At 35.8% G+C, this 13,054-nt stretch carries 9 protein-coding genes; 4 read left to right on the forward strand and 5 right to left on the reverse strand.

The features are described from left to right. Positions 1 to 158 precede the first annotated feature (158 nt). The gene (locus tag LPB88_RS12250; protein ID WP_230715926.1) at positions 159 to 2,606 is read left to right on the forward strand and encodes a histidine kinase dimerization/phosphoacceptor domain -containing protein; all 2,448 of its coding nucleotides are present in this window, start codon (positions 159 to 161) and stop codon (positions 2,604 to 2,606) included. Between the two features lie 211 nt (positions 2,607 to 2,817). Here LPB88_RS12250 and LPB88_RS12255 read toward each other — a convergent pair whose 3' ends face one another. Genes LPB88_RS12255 through LPB88_RS12265 form a run of 3 tightly spaced genes read right to left on the reverse strand, consistent with a single transcriptional unit; the run spans position 2,818 to position 5,767 of the window. Next, complete coding sequence (locus LPB88_RS12255; RefSeq protein ID WP_230715928.1) at positions 2,818 to 3,663, reverse strand: oxidoreductase; 846 nt, start codon at positions 3,661 to 3,663, stop codon at positions 2,818 to 2,820. Positions 3,664 to 3,709: 46 nt separating this feature from the next. After that, the gene (locus LPB88_RS12260; protein WP_230715930.1) at positions 3,710 to 4,729 is read right to left on the reverse strand and encodes an MBL fold metallo-hydrolase; all 1,020 of its coding nucleotides are present in this window, start codon (positions 4,727 to 4,729) and stop codon (positions 3,710 to 3,712) included. A 24-nt stretch (positions 4,730 to 4,753) separates the two neighbouring features. Next, positions 4,754 to 5,767 carry an alpha/beta fold hydrolase gene (locus LPB88_RS12265; RefSeq protein WP_230715932.1) on the reverse strand — a complete coding sequence of 338 codons (1,014 nt, stop codon included), beginning with the start codon at positions 5,765 to 5,767 and terminating at the stop codon, positions 4,754 to 4,756. A gap of 285 nt (positions 5,768 to 6,052) precedes the next feature. Here LPB88_RS12265 and LPB88_RS12270 point away from each other — a divergent pair, with 285 nt between their 5' ends. The 3 genes from LPB88_RS12270 to LPB88_RS12280 all read left to right on the forward strand — a co-directional run bounded on the left by LPB88_RS12270 (position 6,053) and on the right by LPB88_RS12280 (position 9,885). After that, a complete protein-coding gene (locus LPB88_RS12270) occupies positions 6,053 to 6,616 on the forward strand; it encodes a Crp/Fnr family transcriptional regulator (protein WP_230715934.1) in 564 nt (187 codons plus the stop codon). Positions 6,617 to 6,689: 73 nt separating this feature from the next. After that, positions 6,690 to 7,016: a multidrug efflux SMR transporter gene (locus tag LPB88_RS12275; protein WP_230715936.1), complete on the forward strand. Its 327-nt coding sequence runs from the start codon at positions 6,690 to 6,692 to the stop codon at positions 7,014 to 7,016. A 394-nt stretch (positions 7,017 to 7,410) separates the two neighbouring features. Then, entirely contained in the window at positions 7,411 to 9,885 is a 2,475-nt protein-coding gene (locus LPB88_RS12280; protein WP_230715938.1) for a hypothetical protein, read from the forward strand. A gap of 66 nt (positions 9,886 to 9,951) precedes the next feature. Here LPB88_RS12280 and LPB88_RS12285 read toward each other — a convergent pair whose 3' ends face one another. Together LPB88_RS12285 and LPB88_RS12290 are read right to left on the reverse strand one after the other, a co-directional pair. Continuing rightward, complete coding sequence (locus LPB88_RS12285) at positions 9,952 to 11,649, reverse strand: ribonucleoside-diphosphate reductase subunit alpha (RefSeq protein ID WP_230715939.1); 1,698 nt, start codon at positions 11,647 to 11,649, stop codon at positions 9,952 to 9,954. Between the two features lie 15 nt (positions 11,650 to 11,664). Continuing rightward, a complete protein-coding gene (locus LPB88_RS12290) occupies positions 11,665 to 12,639 on the reverse strand; it encodes a ribonucleotide-diphosphate reductase subunit beta (RefSeq protein WP_230715941.1) in 975 nt (324 codons plus the stop codon). Positions 12,640 to 13,054 lie beyond the last annotated feature (415 nt).

Below are 13,054 nucleotides of genomic sequence, written 5' to 3' on the forward strand. Positions count from 1 at the left end.
TCCAAAAATAACTATTAAAAAAAATAATACTCCCTTTACTATCATAATCATAAATTACTACACTATTTCAGTTTAATCCTCATAAAATTAACATTCCTCCTTGTTTATTTCTATATTTGATTGCGATAAAAACCACTGTTATAAATACTTAGTAATTCATGAAACAATTATACTGTTTTCTTCTTCTTGTTTTTATTTCTTTTCCTTCATTTTCACAATTACCTTCTTCAACGGCACAATACGACATAAAGAAAAAAAGAGTGTTAATACAACTTTGTTCGATGTTTTTGTATGGCAAAAATCAAGGAAAAATTGACGAAGACAGTTCGGCTGTTTTGGCTGCAAAAGCTTATAAATTACCGCTTTCGCTAAGTTACGACGAAGGATATAATGACAATAAAGGAAGTATCGTAATTGGAACTGAATTTCTTGAAAAAGGAAATATCAATGCTGTAAAACGACTTTTAGAAAATTCAAAAGACTCAGATCGAATCAAACTATTACTTCAGGTGGGAGGTTTTTATCTATTTAAACCAGGAACAAAATCTGAAGATCTTCAGAATGCTTTTTCTACTATCAAAGAAGCTCTTGAACTTAGTAATAAACTTAAGATTCAAAAATGGCAACATCAGAGTTTAATGCTTCTGGGCAAATATTACGCTCAGGCGAATAATTTAAGCGAAAGCAAAGATTGTTTTGCAAAAGTCGTAGCCGAATGCAAAAAACAAAATGATAAAAAAGCATTGGCGGAAGCTCTCGCAAATCAAGCATTGTGTCTCCCAAACTCAGATCCGCAAAAGAAAATTCTTTTGAATGAAGTTATAAAACTTTATACGGAATTAGGTTTGGACGATAAAAAAATAGAAATGCACATGAAACTTATCACTGTGCACTATTGGACCGGAAATATCAAATTGGCACTCAAAGAGTTTTATCAAAATTTGTATTACCAACGACAATACAATTTCAAACATACACACTTTACCGAAGCTACAATATCGTATGTTGAACTTTTGCGATACAACACAAAAAGTGCTCTATACTATGCTCTAAAGAGTATAAAAACAATGGAAACGATCAATGATTACAACTTTGCTGATACTTTCTATCTCCGTTTTGGCAATGTATATCTTTCACTTGGTCATTATGAAGAAGCGCTGGATTTGTACAAAAAAAGTGTAGAAGCGGGACATCAAAACATCAATAGCGGTGGTTTTTACCGAAGTTTTGCGAGTCTTGTTGCAGCGCTTTCTTCAAGAGGAAAAACCCAGGAAGCAGTTGAATATATCAATTCGATTGTGCTCAAATATCCACCAACAGATCTTTTTGATAAAATGATAGTCAATAATGTCAGAGCCGGTTGTTATGAACGCTTAAATAATTATGCCTTAGCAGAAAATTATTATAAAGAAATGGATCTCTGCGCACAAAAACTTACTGGTCCTGAAACGCTCTTTGATGTCCTAAATTCTTATTCATCAATGACTGCTTTTTATGCTCAAAGACATAAACCTGTAGAAGCCAAATTTTATGCAGACAAGATCCTGGGGCTATCTAAAGCGTATAAAAGAAATTATACTTCACAAAATCTGGAGTTTGCCTTATCCATAACAGATTCTCTAAATGGCAATTACCAAGCGGCATTAAAGCATTTTCAACTCTATAAAAAAATTAATGATTCTTTGGTTGATTTTTCGAAAAACAAACAAATCGAAGAACTTAAAATTCAATATGAAACCCTGAACAAAGAGCAAAAAATCAATTTTTTAAACAATCAGGCTTCACTACAAAAGAATGAATTGCAAAAATCAAAACTCTTAAATAATCTGTCGATTTGGAGTTTGATTTTGCTTTCGATCACAATTGGTTTGCTTTATAACCGTTACCGATTAAAGAAACGAAATCATGCTAAATTGGAGCTTAAAGAAAAAGAAATCAAACAGAAAAATACGAATTTGAGGCATTTACTAACTGAAAAAGAATGGCTTTTAAAGGAGATTCATCATCGTGTAAAAAACAATCTTCAAACCGTTATCAGTCTTTTGAATTCACAATCGGCATATTTGGATAATGATATGGCGTTATCGGCTATAAAAAATAGTCAGCATAGAATCCATTCAATGTCACTGATTCATCAGAAGCTTTATAATTCTGATAATATTTCGACTATAAATATGTCCAATTATATTCGGGAATTAATCGAATATTTGAAGGCATCGTTCAATCTTGGTCAAAGAATTCGTTTTGAAATCAAAGTAGATTCCTTAGAATTAGATGTTGCACAAGCGATTCCGTTAGGACTTATTTTGAATGAAGCGATTACCAATTCAATCAAATATGCTTTTCCAGATGATCGTAACGGAATGATTTATGTAACGCTGGAAGCAACTATAGAAAACTATTATTTACTGACCATTCAGGATAACGGAATTGGAATCGACGCTGACTTTTCATCAAACAAAATCAACTCTTTCGGACTGAGTCTAATCAAAGGACTAAGTGCCGATCTGGATGCCAAATTCACAATGGAAAACAATAATGGAACTGTATTGAAAATCGAATTTTTAGAGGAACTTCCTATTTCTAAGAAAGAGTCAAAAATCTAATACTTTCATTTAAACACATAGAAACATAGATTTTTTTAGCTTAAAATAAGGCGTTTCACTTATTTAAATACATATAGTTTTCTCTGAGGTTAAACTAGATTTTACAGATTACATTTCACATTCAACATATTAAACTAACCACCAATTTCAAATAATAATATTGAAATTGGTGCAATTAGTTTGGATAAAAAACCTTTTATTTTTTTAAAATTTAAGCTTCAAAATCGGTAGAAAAAGTAAACTCTTTATTCGCTTCGATTTCGTTTTTAAGAGAATCAATTTTATAATTAGCGAATTGATACGCATCAGATCCAGTCAATAAATGAAGTGGCGGTTCTGGCCATTTTGTAACTTCTACAATTAAAGCTGCTACTTTTTCGGGATCACCCAATTGTTTGCCCGGAAGATCTTCCTGATGCGAACGTACTGCATCACGAATTCCGGTGTAAGCCTCGATTGGTGCCGAAGAGGTAATGAGTGAACTACTGTTTAAAAAATTCGTACGAACATAACCCGGTTCAATAAGTGTTACTTTAATTCCGAAGGGGTTAACCTCTTGTACAAGTGCTTCAGAAATTGCTTCTACTGCAAATTTTGTACTGCAATAAATTCCCCAGCCAGCACCGGCAAGTAATCCAAATACCGAGGAAAGATTAATGATATGTCCATATTTTGCCGCTCTCATATGTGGTAAAATTGCTCTGGTAACATTTAGCAATCCAAATACGTTGACGTCAAAATTGGCGCGTACCTCTTTGTCAGAGCTTTCTTCGATCCCACCTATTAAACCATATCCGGCATTATTTACCAAATATTCTATGGATTCAAATTTTGCCAAAGTATCTTTTACTGCTTGCTTTACACTTGATTCATTGACCAAATCTACTTCAAGTGGAAGAAAGTTTGGCGACGAAATGCCAACTGCTTTTTTAAGCGATTCAGCATTTCTTGCCGTTGCGGCTACATTATATCCTTGTGCCAATAATTGTTTGACCAAAATAAGTCCAATTCCCTGGGATGTTCCGGTTATAAACCACGTTTTATCTTGATTTTTCATAAGTTCATTATTGTATTTATTATTCTCCTTGTTTCTGAATAGAAACTTATTTCTTTCCATTTTCTTTAATGTCTTTATAAGCATTTGGAAGGTTGAAATTAAAATGAAGCCAGTTAAAAAGTTCGTAACCTTTATCAAATTCTTTCATCGTAACCGTAGCTTTTGTCTGCTCTAAAGTCAGTCCTTGTTTAACTGCATTTTCGACATTTGTTTTTAATGCTTCGACATAATCAATTGTATATTTTATGCCGGCTTTATTCGTAACTCGGCCATGACCGGGAACAACAATATCCTTGTCGCCAATCATATTATAAATTTTATTCAGATTGTTAACTGGTTCCAGAAAAAAGCCGTCAAACAACCACGGAATTGTTGGACTCTCGGCAATAAAAGGATTTCCTGCCCACAATACATTTCCCGATGCCGATTTTAAATACACGAATAAATCTGCCGGAGATTGCGCCGTTCCCACATTTATAATCTCTACGATATTTCCTTTTCCCATATCAACTTTCATCGTTTCATTGATTGAAATTGTAATATCGGCGGGACGGTAAACACTTTCTTCGATTCCTCTTCCTTTACCAAAAAGCATGATCATAAACTGTTTGATATTATCATAGTTTTTAGAAAGATTGTCTTTGCAAAATTCGTTCTGAATGACAATTGTTTCTTTTGGAAGCAGATAATTTCCAAAACAATGATCGCCGTGATCGCTGGTATTTATGGCATAAACAATTGGTTTTTCGGTCACAGATCTAATTAATTTATAAAGCTGATCGTAAAGTCGTTTGCTCAACATGGTTTCAATGAGCAAAACGCCTTTATCACCTACAATAAATCCTGCCGAAGTTGCCTGAGCAATACCTTTTGTGGTTTCAGTTTCGGCAGTTTGTGGCGCTACCGAATAAACGTTTTCTGCTATTTTATGCAGTTTTAAAACCACTTTATTAGCATCCCAAATTGGGACATGATCCGGCATTGGAAATTGCGCGTATACCGCCGTATTACAAAGGAAAAACAATATAACTAGTGTAAATCCTAAGAAAATATTTTTAGTTTTCATGGTATTTATTTTACGATGATGAGGTTATTTTGCCAGGAAAAAAGCCAGTAAATCTTTTTGAACCTGAGCTGTATTTTCCTGAACCAGCCAATGTCCTGAACCTGCAATTTTAGATTCGGTTACATTCTCAGCAACTAATTTTGAGTGATCTTTTAGAAATGCTGCCGCAAAATATTCTCCTCCCATGGCAAGCAAAGGCATTTTTAGTTTTGTTTTCATAAAGATCAGATTGTCTTTTCCGTCTTGCGGAAAATTCCCGAACCATTTAAAACTTGATTTTGCTGCATCTTTTACCGCATATGCTCTTACGAACTCCGCTGTTTCTTCGGGTGTAAAAGGATCTTTTACGTGTCCAACCATTGGCCAGAAATTGGTCAAAAACTCTTTCTCTTTTCCTTTAACAATATCTCCCGAAGCTGGCCATGCAAAAAATCCAAACCACCATGCAGAGGCAGAAACTTTTGACCAAACCGGCTCGATTCCAGGAAGTAAAGCATCCATTAAAGCAATCTTTTTTACTTCGCTGCCATACTGCGCCGCGTAAGCATACGCTACCATTAAACCAATATCGTGACCTGCAAGGTTGATATTGGTGTAACCTAATTTTTTAACCAGTTCGTGAATGTCGGTCGCCATTGTTTTTTTGTCGTATCCACCTTCTGGTTTGTCCGACTCTCCTACTCCTCTTAAATCTGGTGCAATAACGGTAAAGTGTTTAGAAAGTTCCGGAAGCAAGCGATTCCACATGTACCAGTTTTGACCAAAACCGTGAACTAACACTAATGGATCGCCTTTTCCGCCAATTACATAATGAATCTTTACACCATTGACCAATGCTGTTTCATGTTTAAAATTGGCCGGCGGATCTGCTGGTTTTGTTACTGCTGAATCTGCTGTTGTAGTTGATTCTTCGGCAGCAGCTTTTATAGGTTCATCTTTTTTAATGCAGGATGCAAATAATAAAAAACTGATTATTAACAGGCCAAAGAAACCTTTTGAAGTTTTTGACCAAAAATTTTGGTTAGAAATTGATTTCATGATTTTATATTTAAAAGTTGTTAAATACTTTCTAATAGACTAGAATTGTGCCTAATACACTAATCCCTATAAATACAAGGTTTTACACATTCTATGAAGTATAAAAAATGTTGTATATCGTTATCATTTTAAAAACATTGACGATATAACACTAAAATTAAATGTGTTTTGATTCTTATAATGCGAAGATTCTTTTACGCTTCAATTGGGTAAATTTTATAACTTTATCGCTTTTTAATAAAGCGTCGGGTTTTAGATTAAATCACTTGGCAAAACATCTTCAAAATGGAAATCGACACAATTCTTGACGAAATATTTAAATTACCTCAAGCGTCAAAAACGGCGTTAAAACTAAATATTTCTGAGATAAAATATCCAAAAGGACACATTCTCTTACATGCGGGTAAAGTCGAATCGAATATTTATTTTATAAAAAAAGGAATCGTGCGCGCTTATGTAGATCAGAATGATAGCGAAATTACATTTTGGTTTGGGAAAGAAGGTCAAACCGTGATTTCGATGAAAAGCTATACGCAGGAAGAAAAAGGATATGAAGATATTGAGCTTCTGGAAGATTGTGAACTTTATGAATTAAAGAAAGAAAATCTTCAAAAATTATTCGAAACTGATATTCATATTGCAAACTGGGGCAGAAAATTTGCCGAAATTGAACTTGTAAAAACCGAAGAACGTTTGATTTCTCGTCAATTTAAAAATGCTACTGATCGCTATTTGGAATTATTAACGTATCATCCTGAATTAATTAGAAGAATTCAATTGGGACATATTGCTTCTTATCTCGGAATTACACAAGTTAGCTTAAGCAGAATACGAGCCGAGATAAAATAAATTCATTTTTTATCATTTGTTAAATTTTATTTGCGTCAGGAGAAGGAACTTTGCAACATAAAATTTTAACAATATGAACTGGATTATTCTAATTATTGCGGGACTCTTTGAGGTTTCGTTTGCAACTTGTCTGGGAAAAGCAAAAGAAGCTGTTGGTACTGATGCTTATTTATGGTACGCGGGCTTTTTTGTATCGCTAACTGTAAGTATGTTATTGCTTATTAAAGCCACTGAAACTTTGCCTATTGGAACGGCTTATGCGGTCTGGACGGGAATTGGCGCTGTAGGAACAGTATTAATGGGAATCTTTGTTTTTAAAGAACCTGCTGAATTTTGGAGATTGTTTTTTCTGGTGGCGCTGGTTGGTTCAATCATTGGTCTTAAAGCCGTTTCTCATTAATCAAAAAAGATTGTTTTTTAGTCTTATCAACTTTTGTTTCGTCTAAAGTTTATAAAACCCAATCCAGATATTTATTTAAAGCTCAATTCGTCTGAATTGGGCTTTTTTTTTCGCTACTATTCAGTATTAATAAATCAAAAACTTACAAATTTACTTTTGCCTTTTATAGTCTTATACGATTCTGATAGCTTTTAGAATCGCATAACGTATGGCTTCTCACGATATTTTTATTTTTGAAAAACTATAAAGAGTCGTTTCATTTTAGAAAATGAAACCAATTGATCCCAAGATTAATAGCTTTATATTTTTTGTACGTTTAATTTTATCTGCAACAATTTTATGAGCGTATCATAAAAATAAATTTTTCAATAAATCGTAATCTAATTTTTAATTTATGAAAAAAAGCATTCTAATAATTATACTTTGTGTTAGTTCCTTTTTTTTCTCTTGCAAGAAAGAAAAAAATCCAGATTCAGCAAATCCCGAAGCATCACAATCTGCCGCTGCTGATTCTAGTGCACTTGCCGATAACGGCTGGCCTCGCGAAACTACAAATAATGGCACAAAATTGGTTTATTATCAACCTCAGGTCGATGATTGGAAAGATTATAAAGAAATTACAGCCAGACTAGCTTTTTCTTTAACTCCCAAAGATGGAAAACAAGTTTTGGGTGTGGCTTCTTTAACAGCTCAAACATTGGTCGATAAAGATAATCGGAACGTTTTTCTTAAAAATATTCAGGTAACAGATATACGATTTCCAGCACTCGATGAAAAGAAAATTCCGGAAATGGAAAAGCTGTTCAAGGAAACGCTGCCAAAAGGTGGCGATCCTATTTCAGTAGATCGCATTCTGACGGATTTAAATCAAACCAAAAATCCAGCAAAAGGAATTACTGCGAAGAACGATCCTCCTCAAATTTTTTACAGCACAAATCCGGCAGTATTGCTTATTGTGCAGGGAGAACCTGTTTTGGTACCGGTTGAAAAAACAGATATACAATATGTGGTCAATACAAATTGGGATTTGTTTTTTGATAAGACATCCAAAGATTACTATTTGCTGGCAGATAATATTTGGCTTACTTCAAAAAACTTAAACGAAAAATGGGTAAAAACCACAAAACTTCCTTCTGGTTTGAGCAGTCTGCCGTCAGGTCAAAACTTTGATGATGTCAAAAAAATGATTCCACCACCATCAACAGGCGCTGCACCGGAAGTTTTTTTCAGCAACAAACCAGCTGAATTAATTGCCATAAACGGAAGTCCAAAATTTGTAAAAATACCCGGAACCAAATTGATGTATATCGACAATACCGAAAATGATATTTTTGCCAGCGAAGGCAATGGTCAATATTATGTATTGTTATCGGGAAGATGGTTTGGATCTAAGGAATTAACCGGACCATGGACGTATGCCGGAAATAAACTTCCTGCTGATTTTGCTAAAATTCCTAAAGATTCTCCAAGAGCCAATGTTTTGGCTTCTGTACCCGGAACGCAGGAAGCTCAGGATGCTGTAATGTTAGCTCAGGTTCCAACAATGGCCGTTATAAACAAAGCCGATGCAGAAGCAAAAGCAAAGGTTACTTATGACGGAACTCCTCAATTTAAGCCAATCGAAGGTACAAAAATGCAGTATGCAAGTAATACTCAGGATAAGGTTATAAAAGTAGGCGATTTGTACTATTTGTGTTTTCAGGCAGTTTGGTTCATCTCTACAAGTCCAAATGGGCCCTGGAAAACGGCTGATTCTGTTCCTAAAGAGATTTACACTATTCCGCCAAGTTCTCCTGTATACAATGTGACGTATGTGACACAAACCACAACCGATACAACTGTACAAAGCAGTACTACAGCGGGTTATTTTGGCGCGTTTATTATTGGTGCAACGGTAGGTGCTATATTAACATACGGTACAGGATTTTACTATCCGCCATATATTTATTATGGAGGTTTATATCCAATTTATCGCCCTTGGCCTTACACTTATGGAGGCGGAGCAGTTTACAATCCGTGGACGGGTGGCTGGGCTGCAGGAAGAAGAGTTTACGGCCCTTACGGTTCTGCAGGAACATCTGCCTGGTATAATCCTGCAACAGGTAGATACGGACGTTCTGCAAGTGTTCAAGGATGGTACGGAGGTCGTACTGTGGCAGAGTCCTATAATCCGTGGACGGGAAATTATGCCAGAACTGCTCAAGGTCATAATGCTTATGCACAATGGGGTCATTCTGCAGCTACAAACGGCAATCAATGGGCACAAACAGGTCATATTACAACACGACGCGGTACTGCAATTGGTTATCAAACCTCTGGTGGAAAAGAAGGTGTAATTACACACCACAGAGGCGGAGGAACTACGGTTCGTACCAATAATAATTTGTACGCAGGACATGACGGACATGTATACAAAAGAGATCAAAACGGAAACTGGAGTCATTATAACAATGGCAACGGTGGCTGGACGCAAGCAGGTACTCTGGGTTCATCAAAAAAATCAGGTAACCAAATACAACGCAACAAACCGGATCAAACCCTTGGCGGTGCAACCCGCAATACAGGCGAGAGAATCCAACATGATAACCTTTCTAAACCTGATCAAAATCTTGGCGGGGAAACCCGTAATGCGGGCGAAGGAATCCAACGCGATAACTTATCCAGACCAGACCAAACACTCGGGCAACCTAACAAACCACTGGGAGAAGCTGGTCGCCCTGATGTTACAAATGATCTTGATCGCTCAGCATTCTCAAGAAATCGTGGCCAGACACAAACCCAAAACTTTCAAAATTTCCAAAGAGACGGTGGCCGTTTAGGTGGCGGCGGAGGATTTAGAGGCGGCGGAGGATTCAGAGGCAGAAGATAATAATCTTTTAAAATTGCTTCGATAAATAACAATAAAAAAGCCGGATTCAATATCCGGCTTTTACTTTTATGATTCGCAGCTACTGCAAGTAACAAGACTTGCAACAAGTTCCTTTGATACGCTTTGACTGCGCTGGTAATAAAGGCTTTTAATCCCCAATTGCCAAGCTTCTATAAGAAGGCGGTTTACTTCTTTGATGGGCAATTCAGATGGAATATTAAGATTTATACTTTGTCCCTGATCTACAAACTTTTGTCTGATCGAAGCTTGTTGAATAATTTCTAACTGACTGATTTCTTTAAAGGTTTTAAAAACATCTTTTTCTTTCTGACTTAGTTGACTCATGTGTTGCACACTTCCACCATTGAGCATGATTTCTCTCCAAACTTCTTCGTTATCAAGTCCTTTTTCTTCAAGTAATATTTTAAGGTATTTATTCTTGCGCATAAAATTACCTTTGCTCAATCCTGCTTTGTAATAATTACTGCTAAAAGGTTCGATTCCAGGTGAGGTTTGTCCTAAAATAGCCGATGATGAGGTTGTTGGTGCAATAGCCATTGTGGTGGTATTGCGTCGCCCGTATCCTTTTAGTAATTCAGGTTCTCCGTAGATTCTGGCCAGATCCTGAGTTGCTTTGTCTGCTTTATCACTAATGTGCTGGAAAATTTCGGTAGTTTTCATTTTAGCCTCCATGCCTTCGAAGGGAATCATATTTTTTTGCAAATACGAATGCCAGCCTAAAACGCCAAGTCCAAGTGCGCGGTGTCTTTTGGCAAAACGATTGGCTGCCGAAAGATAATAGTTGCCTTCTGTCTTTTCTATGAATTCCTGTAAAACAGCATCAAGGAAAAAGATGGCTAATTTTACCGCTTCGGTATCTTTCCACTCCTCATAAAGCTCCAGATTCATTGACGAAAGACAACAAATAAATGATTCGTCAATATCAGAGGGAAGCATGATTTCGCTGCATAAATTACTGGCGTTTATACGTAGATTCTTGTCTTTATATACCTGTGGTTTATTCTTGTTTACGTTGTCACTAAAAAAGATATAGGGTAACCCTTTTTGCTGACGACTCTCGAGAACTTTTGCCCAAATTTGTCTTTTGTCACTATCGCCATCGATCATTTCCTGCATCCAATAATCCGGTACACAGATTCCGGTAAATAAATTCTGAATTGGGTTTCCGATACTTTTAATTTTCAAAAACTCTTCAATATCGGGATGATCTACGTCTAAATAAGCGGCAAATGCTCCTCGGCGAACGCCACCTTGCGAGATAGTATCCATTGTGGTGTCAAAAAGTTTCATGAAACTTACCGCTCCACTACTCTTTCCGTTATCCGTTACAGCGCTTCCTCTCTCTCGCAATTCTCCAAAATATCCTGATGTTCCACCACCGATTTTGGTTTGCATGATTACTTCGCCTAATTTATGTGTAATTCCTTCGATTTCGTCGGGAACATGTACATTAAAACAAGAAATTGGCAAACCGCGTTCTGTTCCCATATTGGCCCACACCGGTGAACTAATACTCATCCAGCCGCGCTCGATCATCTCTACAAATGAATCTTTTAGCTCTGGTTTGTAAAGCCTTTTTGCTGCAGCGGTACAAATTCTATCAATTGCGCCTTCTACAGTTTCTCCTTTTAAAAGATAGCCTCGGTTTAATATTTGTTCACTCTCAGAGTTTTTCCACCACATTTTATTGTCCGCATCACTCAGTGGAGCGCTATTTTCTGTAATTGTATCTATGGTCTTCATATTGTTTTGGGCTAATTAAAAAAGGTCGTTTGCAGTAATACTTTTGTCATGTTTAGTATATTCTACGGGTCTTTTGGCAAAGAAATCATCCAGACTGTTGGCAAAAACTTCTTCTTCAAACCACGCCATTGCTCTGTAATCCTGGGCAGGAACATTAAATATTGTTGGAATATTTATTTGAGTCAGGCTCTGATCTATTCTAAATTTCATGAAGTTCACCAAATCTGCTTTTTTGATGGTTTCAATTTCACCATCTTCAAAGATCCAATCTAAGATATCAGCTTCTACCTCAATGGAATTCTTAACTGTTTCTCTAATCAGGGTTAATGTTTGCTCATCAAAATAATTGGGAAACTCCTCGCGTATTTTATTTACAATATAAATACCACCATTGGCATGAATTTGTTCGTCGATAGAAGTCCAGGCAATGATATTGCTCACATTTTTCATATATCCTTTAAACCTTGTAAATGACAATAAAATCGCAAACTGACTAAAAAGCGATACATTTTCAATTAGAATACTAAACAAAATAAGCGATACGACATACTTTTTATTGTCTTGTGATTTGGTATCTTTTAGAACATCCGAAAGATAATCCACACGTTTACGCATTACGGGAATCTCCATCAATTTCTCGAATTGATCATTATAACCCAAAACTTCTAAAAGACGAGAATAAGCCTCGGAATGTCTGAATTCACATTCGGCAAAGGTGCTTCCGAGTCCGTTAAATTCGGGTTTGGGAAAATGCTCATATATATTGCCCCAAAAACTCTTTACGGCAACTTCTATTTGAGCAATGGCTAGTAAACTATTTTTGATGGCTGTTTTTTCAGCAGGATTCAAATGCGAATGAAAATCCTGCATATCAGCAGTAAAATCGACTTCTGTATGAACCCAATAGGCTTTATTGATGGCTTCTGTAAACTGTAATACCTCTGGATACTCAAAAGGTTTATAATTGATTCTTTTATCGAAAATAGACATATAGATAAGTATTAAATGGTGACTTGTAAAGAAAAAAACATCGCTTTACATGGATAAGGTTGTTTTCTAGATTTACAAAATTAAGCCACTGTTCTTCTCTGTACCCCGTTTTGATGTTAAAAAACCAACCAATTATCAACAGCATTTTGCCCTTTAAAAACAGCTTGAATTTTTCTTTTTATCAACACGCACAATACTTCCTAAATTCCAATTTTATAGCTATTTGTATTGTTTCTAAATAAAGTTATCAACACAAAATATGGCTTTAAACCACCTTAGGATAAAAACAGTTATCAACAGTCTTAGTTTAAAACATAAACTTTTTACTACAAAATTATAGTTTTTAAAAAAATATTAAACGCTGGTTTGTGATCAAAACAAACATTAGCTTAAATCGTATTGTAGATGTAAAACC

The organism is Flavobacterium sp. JAS (assembly GCF_020991455.1).
Lineage (GTDB): Bacteria > Bacteroidota > Bacteroidia > Flavobacteriales > Flavobacteriaceae > Flavobacterium.